Raw genomic sequence first — 20615 nt, 5'->3', positions numbered from 1 at the left:
ATCCGCCGGGCAATCCTTCGCGAATAAACTCATTTCCATTGTTGCTGGCATGGAGTTTATTGTGGACAGGAAAATGTCTACGGACGCAAAGCAGTGTAAAAGTCGTTCAAATGATGATGCTTACTTACGGTACAAAATGCCCTGGGCGTACCACTGTCCCGTAATAATGGTTTCATCAATCATCGTGATGACGTAATAATCTGCTTTTGCGGCAACGGCCTGCGCTTCAATTGCGTCTTCTGCATCATCCGGGGAACCACGAACCATCGCGGATACGGTACCCAGGCGTTGTAATCCTTCCGTCTGATTACGACGAATTTCCTGAGGATGATCGGTAACCGGCGGCGCCGGTTCTGGCGTACCCTGCAATACGGAACATCCGCTGAGCAGCGAGACCAGCAATAAAGCGGTAAGCCTGCGCATAAACCTGTCTCTTTTCCTGATAGCCATAGTGTAGTTGTCTGCGAATTTAGTTTTGGGGGAATGTTCCCGAAGTGTTATCTGGGACGTAGATTTCGAATGAAAATATCGTGAAACCGTAATCCAGCTCTCAACATTATGAATCATTCATCAGCACAGGATCGACAATGATTGAAATTGAAACTCGCCAGCTGAGTGAGCATGAAATCATCCATGCTTTTCCGGCTGGTAAAGGTGAACAGCCGCTGCCGACGGTAGTTTTCTATCATGGCTTTCTCTCCTCGAAGCTGGTCTACAGCTATTTTGCCGTCGCGCTGGCGCAGGCCGGTTTCCGGGTGGTCATGCCTGATGCGCCGAATCATGGGGCACGCTTTACGGGCGATGAGCAGGCGCGGCTGGGGCTGTTCTGGCAAACGCTGCACGGCAATCTGACCGAGTTCGCCGGGCTGCGTGACGCGCTCTTGCAGGCCGGGCTGGTGGAGGGGAAACGGCTGGCGGTCGCAGGCGCATCAATGGGCGGAATGACGGCGCTGGGGATCATGGCCAGGCATCCGGAGGTGACGTCCGTGGCTTGCCTGATGGGATCGGGCTACTTTACGTCACTGGCAAAGACGCTGTTCCCGCCGCAGGCCCCTCAGGAGATTGAGGCCCTGTTGTCAGAATGGGACGTCAGCCATGCGCTTTCGCAGCTGGCCGATCGTCCGCTGCTGCTGTGGCATGGGGACGCCGATGACGTCGTACCGCCCGGTGAAACGTTCCGCCTGCAACAGGCGCTACAGCGTGAAGGGCTGGACAGCAATCTGACCTGCCTGTGGGGAGCAGGTGTCCGGCACCGTATTACCCCGGCCGCGCTGGAAGCAACCGTGGAATTCTTCCGCCAGCACCTTTAAACGCGCAGCACCGTGACACCCTGATCCTCCAGCTTGCTGAGGATCTCGGGGTTGGCGTTTTTGCCGGTGATCACCATGCTGATTTGCTCGGCGCGGCTGAAAAGCATGCCGGCACGTTCACCGACCTTGCTGCTGTCGACCAGCACCACCAGCTTGCCCACCACGTTAAGCATGTTCTGCTCTGCCATTGCGGTGAGCATATCGGTTTTATACAGTCCATCCGCCGTCAGGCCTTTGCCGCTGGTAAACATCCAGTGCCCGGCGTAGAGGCTGTTTTCACTGTCCTGCGGGCTCAGGGTGATGGACTGGCTCTTGTTATACTGGCCGCCCATGATCACCACGCTTTCATGTTCCTGGTCAATGAGATAATTGGCCAGCGGCAGATAGTTGGTAATGATTTGCACCGGCTTGCCGCACATTTCACGGCCCAGCAGAAACGCCGTCGAACCGCAGTTGATCACCACGCTCTCCCCGGGATTCACCAGCTGTGACGCCGCTCTGGCAATCCGCACCTTTTCATCGTGATTCTGCGCCTGGTGGATGTTCATCGGCGTCCAGCGTGGACGCTGCTGGCTGATGGCCTCTGCGCCATTGCGGACTTTTTTCAGCTTGCCGCTCTCATCCAGCTTGTTGATATCCCGTCGCGCGGTAGCGGGGGAGATCCCTAAACGTTCGATCACTTTCTCGACGGTGATAAACCCTGTTTGCGCCAGGAGTTCCAGTAAAATTTGATGCCGTTGCGCTTCCGTCATGAGCTATTCCGATAAGAATTGATTTGAAAAGATGATATTTGAAATAGCGTGAAATTACTAAAATAAAAATGACATCGCCAGACGCAGGGTCTGGCGATTGGGCCTCGGTATCAGAGGAAGGACTTGAACGGCAGATCGGGTTCAATCGTAAAGCAATCATCGAAACCACGCGGGTAGTGATACTCAAGATTGTCTTTATCCAGCGGCCAGGTGAACTTGCCGCCAACCTGCCAGATGAACGGCTTGAAGCCATACTTGAGGCGGTCTTTTTTCATCTCCCACAGGACGCGGATCTCTTGCGGATCGGCCTGGAAGTTTGACCAGATATCATGGTGGAACGGGATCACCACTTTGGTGTTCAGCGCTTCGGCCATACGCAGCATATCCGCGCTGGTCATTTTGTCGGTGATCCCGCGCGGGTTTTCACCGTAAGAGCCAAGCGCCACGTCAATCTGGTGCTCGTTACCGTGCTTCGCGTAGTAGTTGGAGTAGTGGGAGTCACCGCTGTGATACAGGGAACCGCCAGGCGTTTTGAACAGATAGTTCACCGCGCGCTCATCCATCCCGTCTGGCAGTACGCCTGCGGCTTTCTGATCGGCTGGCAGGGTGATCAGCGCGGTGCGGTCAAAGGCATCCAGCGCGTGAATCTCAATGTCTTTGATTTTCACCACGTCGCCCGGCTTCATCACGATGCAGCGCTCTTTTGGCACGCCCCAGCCAATCCACAAATCCACGCAGGTCTGCGGCCCGATAAACGGTACGTCGTCCGCGCAGTTTTGCATTACCGCTGCCGCCACGTTCACGTCGATATGATCGTTGTGATCGTGGGTAGAGAGAACGGCGTCGATCTGGCGAATGGCAAAAGGATCAAGCACAAAAGGCGTGGTGCGCAGGTTCGGCTGGAGCTTTTCAACGCCGGCCATACGCTGCATCTGGTGGCCTTTTTTCATCAGTGGATTGCCGTGGCTCTGTTTGCCGGTGCCGCACCAGAAATCAACACAAATGTTGGCGCCGCCTTCTGATTTCAGCCAGATCCCGGTGCAGCCCAGCCACCACATCGCAAATGTGCCAGGAGCAACCTGTTCCTGCTCGATCTCTTCGTTCAGCCAGCTACCCCACTCCGGAAAGGTACTCAGAATCCATGATTCACGGGTGATGGTTTTCACTTTACTCATCGTTTGACTCCTGGTTTTAATCAAAAGTAATCATACTGTGACTTGTTGTGATTAATGCTGGCACTGTTTAAACCGATTTGCAATGGCTTATTTACGGAAAATTCCCCTCGCCACATCACAGAAAAAACATCATGACGTTGATAAGATAACCGCTATAAATGATTAATATACTGAAAATTAAGAATTTATTTATTGGATTGGTTTGGTAGTGAAAATCATTACTAACGCCATGAAAATAAATTGCGTGATCCGTCACAAATAATCAAATGCAATCTTGTTATGATTATTTGTGATTAATAGAGTGATGACACCAACCACACAGGGATTGCCCCTCGTGTTCTCATTTTCTGGAGAGAGTTATGGAGATCCTCTACAACGTCTTTACCGTTTTCTTTAATCAGGTAATGACCAACGCCCCGCTGTTGCTGGGTATCGTGACGTGCCTGGGGTACATCCTGCTGCGCAAAAGCGTCAGCGTGATTATCAAAGGCACCATCAAAACCATCATTGGTTTTATGCTGTTGCAGGCGGGGTCTGGCATTCTGACCAGCACGTTTAAGCCGGTTGTTGCCAAAATGTCAGAGGTGTACGGCATTAACGGCGCCATCTCTGACACTTACGCGTCCATGATGGCCACCATCGATCGCATGGGAGATGCATACAGCTGGGTTGGGTATGCGGTACTGCTCGCGCTGGCGCTGAACATCATTTACGTGCTCCTGCGCCGTATCACCGGTATTCGCACCATCATGCTCACCGGGCACATCATGTTCCAGCAGGCGGGTCTGATTGCCGTTTCTCTCTATATCTTCGGCTACCCAATGTGGACCACGGTCATCTGCACGGCAGTGCTGGTCTCACTTTACTGGGGCATCACCTCCAACATGATGTATAAGCCAACGCAGGACGTTACGGACGGCTGCGGTTTCTCCATCGGTCACCAGCAGCAGTTCGCCTCCTGGATTGCTTACAAAGTCGCGCCGTACCTGGGCAAAAAAGAGGAGAGTGTTGAAGATCTCAAATTGCCTGGCTGGCTGAATATCTTCCACGACAACATCGTCTCCACGGCAATTGTGATGACCATCTTCTTCGGCGCCATCCTGCTCTCCTTTGGCATTGACGTGGTGCAGGCGATGGCGGGTAAAACCCACTGGACGGTCTATATCCTGCAAACCGGTTTCTCCTTCGCTGTTGCTATTTTCATCATCACCCAGGGCGTGCGTATGTTCGTCGCCGAACTGTCGGAAGCGTTTAATGGCATCTCCCAGCGCCTGATCCCTGGCGCGGTGCTGGCGATTGACTGTGCGGCTATCTATAGCTTTGCGCCAAACGCCGTTGTCTGGGGCTTTATGTGGGGCACCATCGGCCAGCTGATTGCGGTCGGCATTCTGGTGGGCTGTGGCTCCTCAATCCTGATTATTCCTGGCTTTATCCCGATGTTCTTCTCCAACGCCACTATCGGCGTGTTTGCTAACCACTTCGGCGGATGGCGCGCAGCGCTCAAGATCTGCCTGGTGATGGGCATGGTTGAAATCTTCGGGTGCGTGTGGGCGGTCAAGCTCACCGGCATGAGCGCCTGGATGGGCATGGCGGACTGGTCAATTCTGGCGCCGCCGATGATGCAGGGCTTTGCGTCCGTCGGGCTGGTCTTTATGGCCGTCATCATCCTGATTGCCCTGGCTTATATGTTCTTCGCTGGCCGTTCGCTGCGGGCTGAAGAAGATGCGGAAAAACAAACAGCAGAAGTGTCTGCTCATTAAGGAGTTTCGATTATGACCGTACGTATCCTGGCTGTGTGTGGCAATGGGCAAGGTAGCTCCATGATCATGAAGATGAAAGTGGACCAGTTTTTAACCCAGTCAAACATTGACCACACGGTGAACAGCTGCGCAGTGGGTGAATACAAAAGTGAACTGAACGGCGCGGACATCATCATCGCCTCAACGCACATTGCCGGCGAGATTAGCGTGTCGGGCAACAAATACGTGGTAGGCGTACGCAACATGCTGTCGCCTGCGGATTTCGGACCAAAGCTGCTGGAAGTGATCAAAGAACACTTCCCACAAGACGTGAAGTAAGGATGCCACATGAAACTACGTGATTCGCTGGCAGAGAATAACTCCATCCTTTTACAGGCCGAAGCCAGCACCTGGCAGGAAGCGGTGAAGCTGAGCGTGGATCTGCTGGTTAAGGCTGACGTTGTCGAGCCGCGTTACTACCAGGCGATTCTGGATGGCGTGGCGCAGCATGGCCCTTACTTTGTGATTGCGCCAGGCCTGGCGATGCCGCATGGCCGCCCGGAAGAGGGCGTCAAGAAAACCGGCTTCGCGCTGGTGACGTTGAAAACGCCGCTGGTGTTTAACCACGAAGATAACGACCCGGTCGACATCCTTATCACTATGGCGGCTGTCGATGCCAATACCCACCAGGAGGTGGGCATCATGCAGATCGTCAATCTGTTTGATGATGAAGCTAATTTTGACCGTTTACGCGCCTGCCGTACCGCGCAGGACGTGCTGGATTTAATTGATAACGCCACTGCGGCGGCCGTTTAAGAGGAATTTAAAATGTCATTACCAATGTTGCAGGTCGCGCTGGATAACCAGACTCTGTCTCACGCTTACGAAACCACCCGTCTGATTGCGGAAGAAGTGGACATCATCGAAGTCGGCACCATTCTGTGCGTGGGCGAAGGCGTTCGTGCGGTTCGTGACCTGAAGGCGCTCTATCCGCATAAAATCGTGCTGGCGGATGCCAAAATCGCCGATGCGGGCAAAATTCTCTCTCGCATGTGCTTTGAAGCCAACGCCGACTGGGTCACCGTGATCTGCTGTGCGGATATCAACACTGCGAAAGGCGCGCTGGACGTGGCGAAGGAGTTCAATGGCGACGTGCAGATTGAACTGACCGGTTTCTGGACCTGGGAGCAGGCGCAGGAGTGGCGCGAAGCAGGTATCCAGCAGGTGGTTTATCACCGCAGCCGTGATGCGCAGGCCGCAGGCGTGGCGTGGGGTGAAGCCGATATCAGCGCGATCAAACGTCTGGCCGATATGGGCTTCAAAGTGACCGTAACCGGTGGCCTGGCGCTGGAAGATCTGCCGCTGTTCAAGGGGATTCCAATTCACGTCTTTATTGCCGGTCGTAGCATTCGCGATGCGGAATCTCCGGTGGAAGCTGCGCGTCAGTTTAAACGCTCAATCGCTCAGCTTTGGGGTTAAGGAGCGGGTATGTTGTCAAAACAGGTCCCGCTTGGCATCTATGAAAAGGCACTCCCTGCGGGGGAGTGCTGGCTGGAGCGGTTACAGCTGGCGAAGCAGCTGGGTTTCGATTTTGTCGAAATGTCGGTGGATGAGACGGACGAGCGTCTTGCTCGCCTGGACTGGAGCCGCGACCAGCGTCTGGCGCTGGTGAGCGCCATTGCCGAAACCGGCGTGCGCGTGCCATCCATGTGCCTGAGCGCTCATCGTCGTTTTCCGCTTGGCAGCGAAGATGATGCCGTACGCGCCGAAGGGCTGGAGATCATGCGTAAAGCTATTCGCTTCGCACAGGATGTCGGCATCCGCGTGATTCAACTGGCGGGTTACGATGTTTACTATCAGGAAGCCAATGATGAAACGCGCCGTCGTTTCCGTGACGGCCTGAAAGAGAGCGTTGAGATGGCAAGCCGTGCGCAGGTGACGCTGGCGATGGAGATCATGGATTATCCGTTGATGAACTCCATCAGCAAGGCGCTGGGCTACGCGCACTATCTGAATAACCCGTGGTTCCAGCTTTATCCGGATATCGGCAACCTGTCGGCATGGGATAACGACGTACAGATGGAGCTTCAGGCGGGCATCGGGCATATCGTGGCGGTGCACGTTAAAGATACCCGTCCCGGCGTGTTTAAAAACGTACCGTTCGGCACCGGGGTGGTGGATTTCGAACGGTGCTTCCAGACGCTCAAACAGACAGGTTATTGCGGGCCTTACCTGATTGAGATGTGGAGCGAAACCGCGGACGATCCGGCGGCAGAAGTGGCGAAAGCCCGGGACTGGGTGTGCGAGCGCATGGCGCGGGCAGGACTGATGGAGGCGGAACATGCTTAAGCTGAAACAGCAGGTCTTTGAAGCCAATATGGATCTCCCGCGCTATGGACTGGTGACGTTTACGTGGGGCAACGTAAGCGCCATCGATCGCGAGCAGGGGCTGGTGGTGATTAAGCCGAGCGGCGTGGCCTATGACGCCATGAAAGCGGACGATATGGTGGTGGTTGACCTGGAAGGACTGGTCGTTGAAGGCAAATGGCGTCCTTCTTCTGATACGGCAACCCATCTGGCGCTGTACCAGCGTTACCCGTCCTTGGGGGGGATTGTACATACCCATTCCACGCACGCCACCGCCTGGGCACAGGCCGGGCTGGCGATCCCTGCTTTGGGTACAACGCACGCGGACTACTTCTTCGGTGATATTCCCTGCACGCGGGCGTTAACGCAGACTGAGGTCGAAGGCGAGTACGAACTTAACACCGGCAGGGTCATTATCGAAACGCTGGGTGAGACGGAACCACTGCATACGCCGGGTATTGTGGTGTACCAGCATGGTCCATTCTCCTGGGGTAAAGATGCGCATGACGCCGTGCATAACGCGGTGGTGATGGAAGAGGTGGCCAGAATGGCGTGGATTGCGCGCGGCATTAACCCACAGCTTCAGGGCATTGATGATTATCTGATGAACAAGCATTTCATGCGTAAGCACGGCCCGAATGCTTATTACGGGCAGAAGTGAATAAGTGCTCTGGAATACCGAAACAGTTGTAACCGGTGGTATTCCGGAGCCATTCATAAAAAAGCCCCCGGGCAGGGGGCAAATTATATATGGCTTTGATTTTCTTTTGCTTTCCTGGTGCTAGCGATAAAGCGTTACTGGTAAATATCTGCACTGGCGTGCATATTACCGTTGCTGCCGGGCTCACGTGTCAGCATGACGTGATAGTATTTTGCGCCCTGCGCATCGGTTTCTTCATTAAGCGCCTGATCTGCTTCACTTTCAGTGGCGAAGTTATGATTGATGTAAATAACGCCTAAGCTCTGCACATCATCCATGTTTCTGGCCTGTTGGCTGTCTATTCTGATGGCTGCCATCGCGTTTGCACTGAGCAAAAGCGCAGCCAAAATGGCGATTGCGATTCTTTTCATGATATGCGCTCCACGACTGCGTGCTGTGATACGGCGGAATGCTCTCCTTCTCTGTTCAGGGTTTCTGATTAAAGTGTAATCGCTACCCGGGTTGGGATGGGTGACCATTTCTGATGATGTTGTTCAAAAAAACAGCGCTTCTGATGAGTGCGATTTTAAATCACCCACTTAGAACAGCTTTACCCTTTGTGCGAATTATTTGTGCAATCAGCTTGAGTTTCCTGGGGGGCGCAAGTATTATGACGCGTCAATTTTTCAGCCGACCTTTAACACGTTCCTTGCCTCCCCGGGCCTCGGCTGACCCAGACAGGAGGCTGAATAATCCGTAAGGAGCAATTCGATGCGTCATTACGAAATCGTTTTTATGGTCCACCCTGACCAGAGCGAACAGGTTCCGGGCATGATCGAGCGTTACTCTGCTGCCATCACTGGTGCAGAAGGCACGATCCACCGTCTGGAAGACTGGGGCCGCCGTCAGCTGGCTTACCCGATCAACAAACTGCACAAAGCACACTACGTTCTGATGAACGTTGAAGCTCCGCAGGAAGTGATCGATGAGCTGGAAACTACCTTCCGCTTCAACGATGCCGTTATCCGCAGCATGGTTATGCGTACCAAACACGCAGTGACCGAAGCATCTCCGATGGTTAAAGCGAAAGACGAGCGCCGTGAGCGTCGCGATGATTTCGCAAACGAAACCGCAGATGATTCTGATGCTGGGGATTCTGAAGAGTAATTTCTGATGACCAACCGTCTGGTGTTGTCCGGCACCGTGTGCAGGACCCCCCTTCGAAAGGTCAGCCCATCAGGAATTCCGCATTGCCAGTTCGTGCTTGAGCATCGTTCTGTGCAAGAGGAAGCCGGGTTTCACCGGCAGGCGTGGTGCCAAATGCCCGTAATTATTAGCGGACACGAAAACCAGGCCATTACTCACAGTTTAACGGTCGGTAGCGCAGTAATCGTTCAGGGGTTCATTTCTTGCCACAAGGCAAAGAACGGCCTGAGCAAAATGGTTCTGCATGCCGAGCAGATTGATTTGATAGATTCTGGAGACTAGCCATATGGCACGTTATTTCCGTCGTCGCAAGTTCTGCCGTTTCACCGCGGAAGGCGTTCAAGAGATCGACTATAAAGATATCGCAACGCTGAAAAACTACATCACCGAAAGCGGTAAGATTGTCCCAAGCCGTATCACCGGTACTCGTGCAAAATATCAGCGTCAGCTGGCTCGCGCTATCAAACGCGCTCGCTACCTGTCTCTGCTGCCGTACACTGATCGTCATCAGTAATCGGGCACGGTCCATTAATACGACTTTAAGAGGATAAGGTAATGCAAGTTATTCTGCTTGATAAAGTAGCAAACCTGGGCAGCCTGGGTGATCAGGTAAACGTTAAAGCGGGTTACGCTCGTAACTTCCTGGTTCCACAGGGTAAAGCTGTTCCAGCTACTAAGAAAAACGTAGAGTTTTTCGAAGCACGTCGTGCTGAACTGGAAGCCAAACTGGCTGACGTTCTGGCGGCTGCTAACGCTCGCGCTGAAGCAATCAACGCACTGGGCACCGTTACCATCGCGTCCAAAGCTGGCGACGAAGGTAAACTGTTCGGTTCCATCGGTACCCGCGATATCGCTGATGCAGTTACTGCGGCAGGCGTTAAAGTGGCTAAGAGCGAAGTTCGTCTGCCGAACGGCGTTCTGCGTACCACTGGTGAGCACGAAGTTGACTTCCAGGTTCACAGCGAAGTGTTCGCTAAACTGGTTGTTAACGTAGTAGCTGAGTAATTTTTTACTCTGCTCGCGTCGAAGCGCCGGCCTTGTGCCGGCGTTTTGCTTTTTAGCGTGACCCTGCGTCATCTTTTGCTCTTGTAAGGTCGCTATTCCTGACGCATTCTCTGATAATAAATTGAAACGCAATTTTATTTATGAGATTTGTCATGGATACTGCTCTGCCCACGCCCGTCTTTGCCCGTCGAAATGTGGCCTATGCCTGCGCCACGCTCTGCTGTCTGCTTTGGGGAAGCTCGTACCCGGCCATTAAAAGTGGCTACGAACTCTTTCAGATCGCGACCGATGATATCCCCTCCAAAGTCGTCTTTGCCGGATACCGTTTTCTGTTTGCCGGCGCGTTGCTGCTGCTTTTTGCCCTGGCCCAGCGAAAACCGATTGGCAGGCTCACGCCCACGCAGTTTGGCCAGCTCACGATCCTCGGACTGACCCAGACCTCCCTCCAGTACACCTTCTTTTATATCGGCCTGGCCTACACGACCGGGGTGAACGGCTCCATCATGAATGCCACCGGGACCTTCTTCAGCGTGCTGCTGGCGCACTTTATCTACCACAACGACAAACTCAGCTATAACAAAACGCTGGGGTGTGTTCTGGGCTTTGCCGGGGTGATGCTGGTGAACTTCCACAGCGGGTTAAGTGAGTTCCAGTTTGTGTGGAAAGGTGACGGATTTGTGGTGCTGGCCGCCTTTATTCTCTCTGCGGCCACGCTTTACGGGAAACGCATTTCCCGGACCGTTGACCCGACGGTAATGACGGGATGGCAGCTGGGGATAGGCGGGGCGGCACTGGTTGCGGGAGGCTATGCCACGGGCGGGACGCTGGAGGTGCACAGCATGAAAGCCGTCGCCGTGCTGGGGTATCTGACGCTGCTCTCATCCGTGGCGTTCGCCCTGTGGAGCGCGCTGCTGAAAGTAAACCGCGTGAGTATGATTGCCCCGTTCAACTTTGTCATACCTGTAGCAGGGACGGTGCTCTCCGCCATCTTCCTCGGCGAAAACATTATGGACATTAAATACGCGATTGCGCTGGTGCTGGTCTGCTCGGGGATCTGGTGGGTGAATAAACGGCGTGCCTGAGAACAAAAGTGCCGGGTGGCGGCATCGCCTTACCCGGCCTGGGCCATTAACGTGCTCTGATGAAACTGCCGTCCGGCTGGCGGGTAAACAGTACCTGCTGCCCGTTGCCGGTATCGATCGTTAACCCGGTCACCACCCCGCTGGCGTTCTGACGGATCTGCACCATCTGACCATTTTGCAGGTTGCTGAGCGGCTTGCCTGCCCCCTCGACTTGCGCCATGGCATACACATCCGTTGCGGGCAAATTGTGGTCGCGGAACAGCTGGGCAAGAGTTTTCCCAGGCTCTACGCGATACGAACGCCACTGCTGCTCAATGCCGGTGGGCTGTTGCGCCTGTGGCTCTGAAGGGGCGGCGGCCAGCTCCTGATCTTCCTGAACAGGTTCAGGTTCAACCGGCGCAACCTGGCCCGGATCGTTAGACGGTGTGACCAGCTGCGTCTGCATCGGCTGTGAACCAGGCTGCGGCTGGCTTTGCGACTGGATATCCAGCTCAGCATTCCGGCTGACCGGCGCGGTATCAACGTTGTCACTGCCGGAAGGAAGCAGGAAGCCGATGACGATCAGCAACGCGCCGATGATAATGCCTCTGCGATGCAAAGGCGGCAGCGGGTCCATGATGCGAAAGTTATCCGGCGCATGCCAGATTTTCGCCAGGGTAGGTTTCAGTTCAAATCGCCCGGGCATGGCTCTCCTCCTGCTCCGCGTCTTTTTATCCTGTCCTGAGAAGTGTAGTTTGCTAACTGCCTGATGGGCGTAACAAAGCCAGCTTTCGTGACATATATTAGGGAAAATCCTGACGGCTACTATTGTTTCCGTTTCGTCGCAGTTTGTCACCTTTACTTAAGACAAAGTTTTACCCATAAGGGCATGGCTGATATGCTGCCCGCTACTTTAAATGTGATGGAAGGAAAACCCATGACCACCCCGACTTTTGACACTATCGAAGCGCAGGCAAGCTACGGCATCGGCTTGCAGGTAGGACAGCAGCTGAGCGAATCCGGCCTGGAAGGTCTGTTACCGGAAGCGCTGGTGGCGGGTATCGCTGACGCGCTGGAAGGCAAGCAGCCCGCTGTGCCGGTTGACGTTGTGCACCGTGCGCTGCGTGAAATCCACGAACGTGCTGACGCCGTACGTCGCGCGCGTTTCGAAGAGATGGCGGCAGAAGGCGTGAAATATCTGGAAGAGAACCGTGAGCGTGAAGGCGTGAACAGCACCGAGTCCGGCTTGCAGTTCCGCGTAATCAATCAGGGTGATGGCGCAATCCCGGCGCGTACCGACCACGTTCGCGTACATTACACCGGTAAGCTGATCGACGGTACCGTGTTCGACAGCTCCGTCGCGCGTGGCGAACCGGCTGAGTTCCCGGTCAACGGCGTTATCGCAGGCTGGATCGAAGCCCTGACCCTGATGCCAGTAGGTTCCAAATGGGAACTGACTATCCCGCACAACCTGGCTTACGGCGAGCGTGGCGCTGGCGCGTCCATTCCGCCATTCAGCACCCTGGTGTTTGAAGTCGAGCTGCTGGAAATCCTGTAATCGGTTTTTCTTATTTTCCTCTCTCCGATCGGGGAGAGGAAAATAGCGATAAAACCCGGAGTTACGACGGAATCAACATTTTGTATTGCAAACGAAACTGTTACGTGTATTTTTGTGAGCTGTTTCGCGCTGTATGAGTGATATGACACTCACTTTCAACATATTATTAACATAATATTCAAATCATAGTATTCATCCCGCCGATTCTTACCTACTATCGATTAGTCCTTACACAGGGGCCGTCATTTATTTGGCGTAAATAAAGGCCAGAAGAGCCTTAACAACACAGACAGGCATAAACAGGAAAATATCACATGGTAGATCAGGTCAAAGTCGCCGCCGCAGAAGAGGCGACGTCTGAACAGTCGCTACGGCGAAATCTCACGAACCGTCACATTCAGCTTATTGCCATTGGCGGAGCCATCGGCACAGGGCTGTTTATGGGCTCGGGCAAAACCATCAGTCTTGCCGGCCCGTCGATCATCTTCGTTTATATGATCATCGGTTTTATGCTCTTTTTCGTGATGCGTGCAATGGGTGAATTGCTGCTCTCGAATCTTGAATACAAATCCTTCAGCGACTTCGCGTCAGACCTGCTCGGCCCGTGGGCGGGCTATTTTACCGGCTGGACCTACTGGTTCTGCTGGGTGGTCACCGGCATGGCTGACGTTGTGGCCATCACGGCGTACGCGCAATTCTGGTTCCCAGGGCTATCGGACTGGGTGGCTTCGCTGGCGGTGATTGTCCTGCTGCTGAGCCTGAACCTCGCCACCGTTAAAATGTTCGGTGAGATGGAGTTCTGGTTCGCGATGATCAAAATCGTCGCCATCATCGCGCTGATTGTCGTCGGGCTGGTGATGGTGCTGACGCACTTCCAGTCGCCAACCGGCGTACAGGCGTCGTTTGCCCATCTGTGGAATGACGGCGGCTGGTTCCCGAAAGGGATCAGCGGCTTCTTTGCCGGCTTCCAGATTGCGGTGTTCGCGTTTGTCGGGATTGAGCTGGTCGGTACCACGGCGGCGGAAACCAAAGATCCGGAGAAATCCCTGCCGCGCGCGATCAACTCCATTCCGCTGCGTATCATCATGTTCTACGTGTTCGCGCTGATCGTCATTATGTCCGTGACGCCATGGAGTTCGGTGGTGCCAACCAAGAGCCCGTTCGTCGAGCTGTTCGTGCTGGTGGGACTGCCTGCTGCCGCGAGCCTGATTAACTTCGTGGTGCTGACCTCTGCGGCCTCTTCCGCGAACAGCGGCGTCTTCTCCACCAGCCGTATGCTGTTCGGTCTGGCGCAGGAGGGCGTTGCTCCGAGCGCGTTTGCCAAACTGTCTAAACGCGCGGTACCGGCGAAAGGGCTGACCTTCTCCTGCATCTGTCTGCTGGGCGGTGTGGTGATGCTCTACGTCAACCCGAGCGTAATCGGCGCGTTCACCATGATCACTACGGTGTCGGCGATCCTGTTCATGTTCGTCTGGACCATTATCCTCTGCTCATACCTGGTGTACCGCAAACAGCGTCCACACCTGCATGAGAAGTCGATCTACAAGATGCCGCTGGGCAAGCTGATGTGCTGGGTGTGCATGGCGTTCTTCGTCTTCGTGCTGGTGCTGCTGACGCTGGAAGAAGATACCCGCCAGGCGCTGATCGTCACGCCGCTGTGGTTTATTGCGCTGGGGCTGGGCTGGCTGTTTATCGGTAAGAAACGTATGGCGAGCATGCGTTAAGCATGTTGCCGGGTGGCGCTGACGCTTACCCGGCCTACGTTCGCGGACGTTGTAGGCCCGGTAAGCGCTAGCGCCGCCGGGCTTTTTTATTCCCCCGCTAATGCACGCGGGAACAGAACGTTATTCTCAAGACTGATGTGTTCCATCAGATCGTCGATCATCTCGTTAATGCCGTTGTACATGGCTTTCCAGGTGGTGCACGCCTCTGGCGGCGGTGTGACGTTGTCGGTGGTGTGTTTAATCACTTCCAGCAGTTCGCCGGCGTCATCATGTTCGCTTTCCATCACGCTGATGGGCCCCATGGCCTGGCTGCCCATGCCCTGTTTGATCATCGGGAAGAGGATCTGCTCCTCTTTCATCATGTGGCTGGAAAGTTCTTCGTGCAGCATGGTCAGGTATTTCGCCAGGCCGCGCGGTACGGAAGGTTTATCGGCATGAACGCGTTCAACTTTGGTCGCCTGTAAAATCAGCTCCGGCAGCTGCTCGCGGTGACGATCGTGGTAACGCACAATGATATGGTCGATGATTTCAGCCAGCGGCGCAGTGCGCCAGTCTTTGTCGACGGGCTGTTCAGCCAGCTGAGCCAGCTCCGCTTCGATAGCCTCTACATCCAGCTCTTTACGCGACGCTGCGCGCGCCAGCGTTTGCTTACCACCGCAGCAGTAATCCATATCATATTTACGGAACAGCGCAGAAGCGCGAGGGATGGAGAGCGCCAGCTCGCCTAAGGGTTGGTCGCGGAAGGCCATAGCAGTTACCTCATCATCAGAAATATAAGATGCATTTTAAATGCATCTTTAAGTGGATACTATAACCCTTTAGAGGCAAGGGTGAAAACGAGAAAGGGATCACAAAAAAAGCATGCTTTTAACTTGCTGATTGAATGCAGAAAAGGGCTTTCGAAAGTTTTTAAAGGTGGAGAAACAGTAAACAACCCGCCGCGCGTGCCGATAGATACAGGTCAGACAATATCTGTATATAAAAAAGGCAACGCATGTTTAAACGTATAAAAGTCATTACTCTTTTGATTTCGGTGCTGCTTGTGCTCGGCATCATGCAGCTGATCTCCGCTGGCATTTTCATTAATGCACTCAATAACGATAAAGAGAACTTCACCGTTTCTCAGCTTTCCAGCCAGAACGTCGCTGAGTTTACCGACGCCTGGATCAGCCTGAACCAGGCGCGCGTCACCCTCAACCGCGGCATGCTGCGCCTGCAAAGCAGCATGGCGTCGCAGATTAACGGCGGGCAGCTGAACGAGCTGGTCAATACCGCGAAAAACCTGCTGGCCGATGCCCAGACCCATTACGATAAATACTATGCGCTGCCGGAAACGCCGGGTATGGACGAGCACCTGGCCGATCGCCTGGAAGAGCAGTACCGCGTCTACTCCGCCACGCTGACGCAAATGAACGTTCTGCTGGGGCAGGGCAATCTGGAAGATATGTTCAAACAAAATGCCGAACAGAAGCAGACCGCGATGCAAAAGGTTTATCGCGAGTGGCGTGAGGCGCAGGCCGCGCTGACCGCCAAAGGTATCCAGGACAATGAAAGCGACTACAAACGCATTCTGTGGATCCTTTCTGCGGTGATGCTGCTGGTGATCGCGGTGATTATTTCCAGCTGGATTGCGATGCGCCGCGTGCTGCTGCTGCCGCTGGAAGAGGTGATCAACCATATCCGCGCCATTGCCGCAGGGGATTTAACCCAGCCGATTCAGGCTGAGGGTAAAAATGAAATGGCGATCCTGGCGCGCAACGTTCAGGAGATGCAGACTGCGCTGGCCAACACGGTGGGCGTGGTGCGTGAAGGCGCAGATACCATCTACACCGGCGCGGGTGAAATCTCGGCGGGCAGCAACGATCTCTCCTCCCGTACCGAGCAGCAGGCCGCTTCTCTGGAAGAGACGGCAGCCAGCATGGAACAGTTAACCGCTACCGTGAAGCAAAACGCCGATAACGCGCGTCAGGCGTCACGCCTGGCGCTGGACGCCTCCTCCACCGCGAAGAAGGGTGGTAACGTGGTGGAAGGCGTGGTGCGGACGATGGACGAAATCGCCACCAGTTCCAGCAAAATCGCGCAAATTACTAACGTGATCGACGGCATTGCTTTCCAGACCAATATTCTGGCGCTGAACGCGGCGGTAGAAGCGGCGCGCGCGGGCGAGCAGGGACGTGGCTTCGCGGTTGTCGCGGGCGAGGTGCGTACCCTTGCCCAGCGCAGTGCGCAGGCGGCGAAAGAGATCAAAGCGCTGATCGATGATTCCGGCGAGCGTGTTAACGCGGGCTCTCAGCTGGTGAATGAGGCGGGCGCGACGATGGCGGAGATCGTCAATGCGGTTACGCGCGTGACGGACATCATGGGTGAGATTGCGTCGGCCTCCGACGAACAGAGCCGCGGTATCGACCAGGTGGGTCAGGCGGTGGCGGAGATGGATCGCGTCACCCAGCAGAATGCCTCGCTGGTGGAAGAGTCTGCGGCGGCGGCGGCGGCGCTGGAAGATCAGGCTGCACGCCTGAACGACGCGGTGGCAGTGTTTAAGATCACCCGCAATCAGGCGGTGAAAGCCGCGCCGGTAAAGACCTATGCACCTAAAGCGCAGCCCGTCGCGGCGGCGTCTGAAGCGAACTGGGAAACGTTCTGATACTGTGCCGGGTGGCGCTGACGCTTACCCGGCCTACGGTTTTGTAGGCCCTGCAAGCGAAGCGCCGCCGGGCGAAAAGCTCACCCCTCCGACGCCGGAACGACCATCGGTTTTTCCGGCTTCGCTCTCACCGCAATCACCACCCCAACGACCAGTAGCGCGATCCCGCAGGCCGTTAGCAACGGCGGCACGCTCTGGCGCATCAGGAAGGTATAGAGCAGCCCGGCCAGTGTCTCAAAGACAATCAGCGGCCCTAATATCACCGTCGGCAGCTTCTGGCTGGCAATGTTCCAGCACAGCGCGCCCACCCACGAACAGAGCACGGCAATGGCGACCATTAACCCGACGAATACCCACGGGCGCGGTCCGAAGGGCAGGGTAAATGCCGGTTGCTGGCTACCCAGCCAGACACACGCGCCCACATAGCCCAGCAACGAGACAGGGAGGGTGACCAGCGCCTGCGCCGTGGCCCACATCATCGGATGCTTATCCGGGTTTTCCCGCAGCCAGCGTGCGTTGCGCAGGGCATACCAGGCCCAACAGACAACCGAAATAAACGCCAGAAAGATCCCTGAACCGTAACGCCACACGCTGAAATTTTCCAGACCATGGCGAAGCTCGGCAATATTCACGCACACCAGCCCCACGGCAATGCAGACCAGCGCCGGCGCCATTTTTGACCACGCCAGTTTTCCGTCACGCTGGCTGTAAAGCAGGTTCGCGAAAACCGGGATGACCACCGGCAGCGTGCCGATAATCATGGTCGACACCGGCGCACCGGTGCGCTGAATGGCGCTCGCCAGACAGACGTAGTAGATCAGATTACCCATCATGGTCAGCGCCAGCGCGGTGAGCCAGTCCTGGCGGCCCAGCTGACGCAGACGCGTGCGCCCCAGCCACGCCAGCGGCACGGCAATCAGCCCCAGCGCCAGGTAACGTCCGGTCGACTGCAATATTGCCGGGTACTCCGGCACAATCAGCGGGCCGACAAAAATCAGCCCCCACATCAAACCCGCAAGCAGGGCATACAACACGCCGCTAATCATTTTTCCATCCATCTTGATTCACTTTGCGCTCAGTGTAGGAGGGCAAAACGGGCGCGTATTGTATGAGGTTGCGCATTAGCGCGGCATAACCTGTTTCTGGTAGCGCACGGGTGTGATGCCGTAGCGACGGGTGAAGGCGCGGGTCAGGTGCGACTGATCGGTCAGCCCGGTCGCGGCGGCCACCTCGGCGGCAGGCATGCCATGGGTGAGGAATGCTTTGGCGCGCCACAGCCGGATGGCCATCAGCATCTGGTGGGGCGTAACGTGGAAATGGGCTTTGAACTGGCGCTGAAAATGGTACGGGCTGAGCGAGACAACGTTAGCCAGCTCGTCCAGGGTCAGCGAGCGCATATAGTTGTCGTGCAGGTAGTCGCGAACGCGTTCGAAGCGGTGCGTGGCCTCCTGCACCACCGGCGCATGGTGGGCCAGCGGCTGAAAAGTCTGAATCAAATTCAGTAGCAGCCCCTTCTGCGCCAGCGGATCGTCCGTGTGCCACAGGCCATAAATCAACTGGCCTATCTGTTGCGAGCGCAGCGGATCGTGACGCGTGACGTCGCTAAACCACCAGTGACGCAGGCCAGTGACCTCTTCCAGCAGGTCGGGTTCGATGTAGACCATCCGGTAGCGCCAGCCGCCTTCAGTGGCGGATTCCCCGGTGTGGATCTCGTCCGGGTTCATGGTCACGACGGATTTTTCCGCGGCAAGATGCTGGGTACCGCGATAGCGGAAGCGTTCGGCACCGGTTTCGATGGTGCCGATACCGAAGGCTTCATGAGTGTGCGGCTCGAAGGCGTAGTCAGAGATATGGGCGTGATAAAGCTCCAGGCCCGGCAGCTGCGCCAGATGGCGAAAGCGCGCGCTGTCTCTCTCATCAGTGAACTGTTCCGGTACGCCTTGCACGGTGAGCCTCCTTGTGGGTCATCGCTTCATTATCAGAGATGACCCGAGGGGACGCCACAAAAAATAACCAATTTTTAACAACTACAGGATGGCTTTGACGCTTTCCGCCAGCGGTGTGGTTGGGCGGCCAATGAGCTTGCTCAGGGTATGGCTGTCGTCGAACAGGCCGCCTTTGGACGCGCCGGTGTCGGAGTCCGCCAGCATTTCCGCCAGCCCGGCAGGCAGACCAACGCCCTTCAGCGCAGCGGCGAAATCGGCTTCGCTGAGGTTCTGATACGTTACCGGCTTACCGCTCTGCTTGCTCAGTTCCGCAGCCAGTTCGCTCAGCGTCCAGGCATTATCACCCGCCAGTTCATACACCTTGCCGGCATGACCCTCTTCAGAAATCACTTTCGCTGCCGCCGCCGCGTAATCCGCACGGGTCGCAGAGGCAATTTTGCCTTCGCCTGCGGCCCCCATAAACACGCCGTGTTCCAGCGCTGGCGGCGCGCTTGCCAGGTAGTTTTCGGTGTACCAGCCGTTGCGCAGCAGGGCGTAAGGCACGCCGGAGGCCGCCAGGGCATTTTCGGTTTCGACGTGCTCAACGTGCAGACCCAGCGGGGATTTGTCAGCATGCAGCAGGCTGGTATAGGCGATGAATTTCACCCCGGCGGCTTTGGCGGCGTTTATCACGTTCTGGTGCTGTACGGCGCGCTGGCCCACTTCGCTGGAGGAGATGAGCAGTAGTTTATCCACGCCGTTCAGCGCGGTGGTAAATGCGGCTTCATCGGTGTAATCCGCCTGACGCACAACGACCCCTTGCTGACGCAACGCTTCGGCTTTCGCCAGGTTACGCACAATAGCCACGATCTGGCTGGCCGGAACGGTTTTCAGCAGTTCTTCAATAACGTGTTGGCCAAGCTGGCCGGTTGCGCCGGTAATCGCGATCATGATGAATCTCCTTCGTGTTTGTCTGGTGTTGTGGCACACTATCACCATAACTAACTTTTAGTAAGTACGTACAAAAAGGTAAGTATGAAAACAACAATACCAACGCTCAGCGAGCAAATGCGCGATGGCAACCTCTTTGCGGAACAGTGCCCGTCACGGGAGGTGCTCAAACACGTAACCAGCCGCTGGGGCGTGCTGATCCTGGTGGCGTTACGTCAGGGGACGCATCGCTTCAGCGATCTGCGCCGCAAGATGGGCGGCGTCAGCGAGAAGATGCTGGCTCAGTCTTTACAGGCGCTGGAACATGACGGGTTTGTCGATCGCGTGTCGTATCCGGTCGTGCCGCCGCATGTGGAGTATAGCCTGACGCCGCTGGGGCGGGAGGTAAGCGAGAAGGTGGCCGCGCTGGCCGACTGGATTGAGGTCAATACGCCGCAGGTGATGGCGAATAGGGACGAGCGTGCGGCATGAAATGCCGGGTGGCGCTTGCGCTTACCCGGCCTACGGGATCGAGGATTGCGGGTAGGCCGGGTAAGGCGAAGCCGCCACCCGGCACAA

General features: G+C 55.7%; 25 protein-coding genes. 16 read left to right on the top strand and 9 right to left on the bottom strand.

From position 1 onward, the window contains the following. Nucleotides 1-120: 120 nt before the first annotated feature. Complete coding sequence (gene bsmA / locus CU081_RS01420; RefSeq protein ID WP_003856011.1) at nt 121-450, bottom strand: biofilm peroxide resistance protein BsmA; 330 nt, start codon at nt 448-450, stop codon at nt 121-123. Between the two features lie 137 nt (nt 451-587). On the opposite strand from bsmA, the gene yjfP reads away from it, so the two are divergent. Next, on the top strand, nt 588-1310 hold the full coding sequence (yjfP, locus tag CU081_RS01415; protein WP_022650260.1) for an esterase: 723 nt from the start codon (nt 588-590) through the stop codon (nt 1308-1310). On the opposite strand, the gene ulaR is transcribed toward yjfP, so the two are convergent. Both ulaR and ulaG read right to left on the bottom strand, forming a co-directional pair. Beyond that, on the bottom strand, nt 1307-2062 hold the full coding sequence (ulaR, locus tag CU081_RS01410; RefSeq protein WP_003856014.1) for an HTH-type transcriptional regulator UlaR: 756 nt from the start codon (nt 2060-2062) through the stop codon (nt 1307-1309). The genes yjfP and ulaR overlap by 4 nt on opposite strands. A 110-nt stretch (nt 2063-2172) precedes the next feature. Then, entirely contained in the window at nt 2173-3237 is a 1065-nt protein-coding gene (gene ulaG / locus CU081_RS01405) for an L-ascorbate 6-phosphate lactonase (protein WP_006810379.1), read from the bottom strand. Nucleotides 3238-3596: 359 nt separating this feature from the next. Here ulaG and ulaA point away from each other — a divergent pair, with 359 nt between their 5' ends. From ulaA to CU081_RS01375, 6 genes are read left to right on the top strand one after another with little or no spacing between them, the layout of a single operon-like run. Continuing rightward, complete coding sequence (ulaA, locus tag CU081_RS01400) at nt 3597-4997, top strand: PTS ascorbate transporter subunit IIC (RefSeq protein WP_003856019.1); 1401 nt, start codon at nt 3597-3599, stop codon at nt 4995-4997. A gap of 12 nt (nt 4998-5009) precedes the next feature. Continuing rightward, nucleotides 5010-5315 carry a PTS ascorbate transporter subunit IIB gene (gene ulaB, locus CU081_RS01395; RefSeq protein ID WP_003856022.1) on the top strand — a complete coding sequence of 102 codons (306 nt, stop codon included), beginning with the start codon at nt 5010-5012 and terminating at the stop codon, nt 5313-5315. 9 nt (nt 5316-5324) lie between these two features. Continuing rightward, nucleotides 5325-5792 carry a PTS ascorbate transporter subunit IIA gene (gene ulaC / locus CU081_RS01390; protein WP_003856024.1) on the top strand — a complete coding sequence of 156 codons (468 nt, stop codon included), beginning with the start codon at nt 5325-5327 and terminating at the stop codon, nt 5790-5792. A gap of 12 nt (nt 5793-5804) precedes the next feature. Then, the gene (gene ulaD / locus CU081_RS01385; RefSeq protein ID WP_003856025.1) at nt 5805-6455 is read left to right on the top strand and encodes a 3-keto-L-gulonate-6-phosphate decarboxylase UlaD; all 651 of its coding nucleotides are present in this window, start codon (nt 5805-5807) and stop codon (nt 6453-6455) included. Nucleotides 6456-6464: 9 nt separating this feature from the next. After that, nucleotides 6465-7325, top strand: coding sequence for an L-ribulose-5-phosphate 3-epimerase (locus CU081_RS01380; RefSeq protein ID WP_022650261.1), 861 nt, complete (start codon nt 6465-6467; stop codon nt 7323-7325). Beyond that, a complete protein-coding gene (locus CU081_RS01375; RefSeq protein WP_003856029.1) occupies nt 7318-8004 on the top strand; it encodes an L-ribulose-5-phosphate 4-epimerase in 687 nt (228 codons plus the stop codon). The genes CU081_RS01380 and CU081_RS01375 overlap by 8 nt, the downstream gene beginning before the upstream one ends. A gap of 134 nt (nt 8005-8138) precedes the next feature. On the opposite strand, the gene yjfY is transcribed toward CU081_RS01375, so the two are convergent. Next, entirely contained in the window at nt 8139-8414 is a 276-nt protein-coding gene (gene yjfY / locus CU081_RS01370) for a DUF1471 family protein YjfY (RefSeq protein ID WP_017383944.1), read from the bottom strand. Nucleotides 8415-8754: 340 nt separating this feature from the next. Here yjfY and rpsF point away from each other — a divergent pair, with 340 nt between their 5' ends. The 5 genes from rpsF (at nt 8755) to CU081_RS01340 (ending at nt 11276) form a co-directional block, all read left to right on the top strand. After that, a complete protein-coding gene (rpsF, locus tag CU081_RS01360) occupies nt 8755-9150 on the top strand; it encodes a 30S ribosomal protein S6 (protein WP_003856034.1) in 396 nt (131 codons plus the stop codon). Nucleotides 9151-9156: 6 nt separating this feature from the next. Beyond that, on the top strand, nt 9157-9471 hold the full coding sequence (gene priB, locus CU081_RS01355) for a primosomal replication protein N (protein WP_003856035.1): 315 nt from the start codon (nt 9157-9159) through the stop codon (nt 9469-9471). Nucleotides 9472-9475: 4 nt separating this feature from the next. Further along, the gene (rpsR, locus tag CU081_RS01350; protein WP_000135199.1) at nt 9476-9703 is read left to right on the top strand and encodes a 30S ribosomal protein S18; all 228 of its coding nucleotides are present in this window, start codon (nt 9476-9478) and stop codon (nt 9701-9703) included. 41 nt (nt 9704-9744) lie between these two features. After that, nucleotides 9745-10194 carry a 50S ribosomal protein L9 gene (gene rplI, locus CU081_RS01345; protein WP_003856039.1) on the top strand — a complete coding sequence of 150 codons (450 nt, stop codon included), beginning with the start codon at nt 9745-9747 and terminating at the stop codon, nt 10192-10194. Nucleotides 10195-10346: 152 nt separating this feature from the next. Further along, a complete protein-coding gene (locus tag CU081_RS01340) occupies nt 10347-11276 on the top strand; it encodes a DMT family transporter (RefSeq protein WP_022650263.1) in 930 nt (309 codons plus the stop codon). A 46-nt stretch (nt 11277-11322) separates the two neighbouring features. On the opposite strand, the gene CU081_RS01335 is transcribed toward CU081_RS01340, so the two are convergent. Beyond that, nucleotides 11323-11961 carry an OapA family protein gene (locus CU081_RS01335; RefSeq protein WP_022650264.1) on the bottom strand — a complete coding sequence of 213 codons (639 nt, stop codon included), beginning with the start codon at nt 11959-11961 and terminating at the stop codon, nt 11323-11325. 231 nt (nt 11962-12192) lie between these two features. Between CU081_RS01335 and fklB the strand changes: the two genes are divergently transcribed. Then, nucleotides 12193-12813, top strand: coding sequence for an FKBP-type peptidyl-prolyl cis-trans isomerase (gene fklB, locus CU081_RS01330; RefSeq protein WP_008502892.1), 621 nt, complete (start codon nt 12193-12195; stop codon nt 12811-12813). A gap of 314 nt (nt 12814-13127) precedes the next feature. After that, nucleotides 13128-14537: a D-serine/D-alanine/glycine transporter gene (gene cycA / locus CU081_RS01320; protein ID WP_003856045.1), complete on the top strand. Its 1410-nt coding sequence runs from the start codon at nt 13128-13130 to the stop codon at nt 14535-14537. An 86-nt stretch (nt 14538-14623) separates the two neighbouring features. Here the strand turns inward: cycA and ytfE are convergent, their stop codons facing one another. Further along, a complete protein-coding gene (gene ytfE / locus CU081_RS01315; RefSeq protein ID WP_003856046.1) occupies nt 14624-15286 on the bottom strand; it encodes an iron-sulfur cluster repair protein YtfE in 663 nt (220 codons plus the stop codon). A gap of 245 nt (nt 15287-15531) precedes the next feature. Between ytfE and CU081_RS01310 the strand changes: the two genes are divergently transcribed. After that, complete coding sequence (locus CU081_RS01310) at nt 15532-17181, top strand: methyl-accepting chemotaxis protein (RefSeq protein ID WP_003856047.1); 1650 nt, start codon at nt 15532-15534, stop codon at nt 17179-17181. Nucleotides 17182-17261: 80 nt separating this feature from the next. Here CU081_RS01310 and CU081_RS01305 read toward each other — a convergent pair whose 3' ends face one another. From CU081_RS01305 to CU081_RS01295, 3 genes are all read right to left on the bottom strand, one after another. Further along, entirely contained in the window at nt 17262-18227 is a 966-nt protein-coding gene (locus tag CU081_RS01305) for a DMT family transporter (RefSeq protein WP_022650265.1), read from the bottom strand. Nucleotides 18228-18302: 75 nt separating this feature from the next. Then, nucleotides 18303-19127 carry an AraC family transcriptional regulator gene (locus CU081_RS01300; protein WP_022650266.1) on the bottom strand — a complete coding sequence of 275 codons (825 nt, stop codon included), beginning with the start codon at nt 19125-19127 and terminating at the stop codon, nt 18303-18305. Between the two features lie 81 nt (nt 19128-19208). Continuing rightward, on the bottom strand, nt 19209-20057 hold the full coding sequence (locus CU081_RS01295; RefSeq protein ID WP_022650267.1) for an SDR family oxidoreductase: 849 nt from the start codon (nt 20055-20057) through the stop codon (nt 19209-19211). An 84-nt stretch (nt 20058-20141) separates the two neighbouring features. Between CU081_RS01295 and CU081_RS01290 the strand changes: the two genes are divergently transcribed. Further along, nucleotides 20142-20528 (top strand): winged helix-turn-helix transcriptional regulator, encoded by a 387-nt coding sequence (locus CU081_RS01290; RefSeq protein ID WP_022650268.1) that lies wholly within the window; start codon nt 20142-20144, stop codon nt 20526-20528. The last annotated feature ends 87 nt before the right edge of the window (nt 20529-20615 follow it).

It is taken from the genome of Enterobacter sp. CRENT-193 (assembly GCF_002787395.1).
Taxonomy (GTDB): domain Bacteria; phylum Pseudomonadota; class Gammaproteobacteria; order Enterobacterales; family Enterobacteriaceae; genus Enterobacter; species Enterobacter hormaechei_C.
The sequence above is the reverse complement of the archived record's forward strand: the minus strand, read 5'-3'. Positions and strand labels throughout refer to the sequence as shown.

What these genes read in the sequence shown, in the direction of transcription:
- ytfE (WP_003856046.1), bottom strand. Translation starts at nt 15,286, where the DNA reads ATGGCCTTCCGCGACCAACCCTTAGGCGAGCTGGCGCTCTCCATCCCT.
- fklB (WP_008502892.1), top strand. Translation starts at nt 12,193, where the DNA reads ATGACCACCCCGACTTTTGACACTATCGAAGCGCAGGCAAGCTACGGC.
- rplI (WP_003856039.1), top strand. Translation starts at nt 9,745, where the DNA reads ATGCAAGTTATTCTGCTTGATAAAGTAGCAAACCTGGGCAGCCTGGGT.
- CU081_RS01310 (WP_003856047.1), top strand. Translation starts at nt 15,532, where the DNA reads ATGTTTAAACGTATAAAAGTCATTACTCTTTTGATTTCGGTGCTGCTT.
- CU081_RS01335 (WP_022650264.1), bottom strand. Translation starts at nt 11,961, where the DNA reads ATGCCCGGGCGATTTGAACTGAAACCTACCCTGGCGAAAATCTGGCAT.
- ulaA (WP_003856019.1), top strand. Translation starts at nt 3,597, where the DNA reads ATGGAGATCCTCTACAACGTCTTTACCGTTTTCTTTAATCAGGTAATG.
- priB (WP_003856035.1), top strand. Translation starts at nt 9,157, where the DNA reads ATGACCAACCGTCTGGTGTTGTCCGGCACCGTGTGCAGGACCCCCCTT.
- CU081_RS01375 (WP_003856029.1), top strand. Translation starts at nt 7,318, where the DNA reads ATGCTTAAGCTGAAACAGCAGGTCTTTGAAGCCAATATGGATCTCCCG.
- ulaD (WP_003856025.1), top strand. Translation starts at nt 5,805, where the DNA reads ATGTCATTACCAATGTTGCAGGTCGCGCTGGATAACCAGACTCTGTCT.
- yjfY (WP_017383944.1), bottom strand. Translation starts at nt 8,414, where the DNA reads ATGAAAAGAATCGCAATCGCCATTTTGGCTGCGCTTTTGCTCAGTGCA.
- CU081_RS01340 (WP_022650263.1), top strand. Translation starts at nt 10,347, where the DNA reads ATGGATACTGCTCTGCCCACGCCCGTCTTTGCCCGTCGAAATGTGGCC.
- ulaB (WP_003856022.1), top strand. Translation starts at nt 5,010, where the DNA reads ATGACCGTACGTATCCTGGCTGTGTGTGGCAATGGGCAAGGTAGCTCC.
- CU081_RS01380 (WP_022650261.1), top strand. Translation starts at nt 6,465, where the DNA reads ATGTTGTCAAAACAGGTCCCGCTTGGCATCTATGAAAAGGCACTCCCT.
- CU081_RS01290 (WP_022650268.1), top strand. Translation starts at nt 20,142, where the DNA reads ATGAAAACAACAATACCAACGCTCAGCGAGCAAATGCGCGATGGCAAC.
- CU081_RS01295 (WP_022650267.1), bottom strand. Translation starts at nt 20,057, where the DNA reads ATGATCGCGATTACCGGCGCAACCGGCCAGCTTGGCCAACACGTTATT.
- ulaR (WP_003856014.1), bottom strand. Translation starts at nt 2,062, where the DNA reads ATGACGGAAGCGCAACGGCATCAAATTTTACTGGAACTCCTGGCGCAA.
- cycA (WP_003856045.1), top strand. Translation starts at nt 13,128, where the DNA reads ATGGTAGATCAGGTCAAAGTCGCCGCCGCAGAAGAGGCGACGTCTGAA.
- rpsF (WP_003856034.1), top strand. Translation starts at nt 8,755, where the DNA reads ATGCGTCATTACGAAATCGTTTTTATGGTCCACCCTGACCAGAGCGAA.
- bsmA (WP_003856011.1), bottom strand. Translation starts at nt 450, where the DNA reads ATGGCTATCAGGAAAAGAGACAGGTTTATGCGCAGGCTTACCGCTTTA.
- CU081_RS01305 (WP_022650265.1), bottom strand. Translation starts at nt 18,227, where the DNA reads ATGATTAGCGGCGTGTTGTATGCCCTGCTTGCGGGTTTGATGTGGGGG.
- ulaC (WP_003856024.1), top strand. Translation starts at nt 5,325, where the DNA reads ATGAAACTACGTGATTCGCTGGCAGAGAATAACTCCATCCTTTTACAG.
- ulaG (WP_006810379.1), bottom strand. Translation starts at nt 3,237, where the DNA reads ATGAGTAAAGTGAAAACCATCACCCGTGAATCATGGATTCTGAGTACC.
- rpsR (WP_000135199.1), top strand. Translation starts at nt 9,476, where the DNA reads ATGGCACGTTATTTCCGTCGTCGCAAGTTCTGCCGTTTCACCGCGGAA.
- yjfP (WP_022650260.1), top strand. Translation starts at nt 588, where the DNA reads ATGATTGAAATTGAAACTCGCCAGCTGAGTGAGCATGAAATCATCCAT.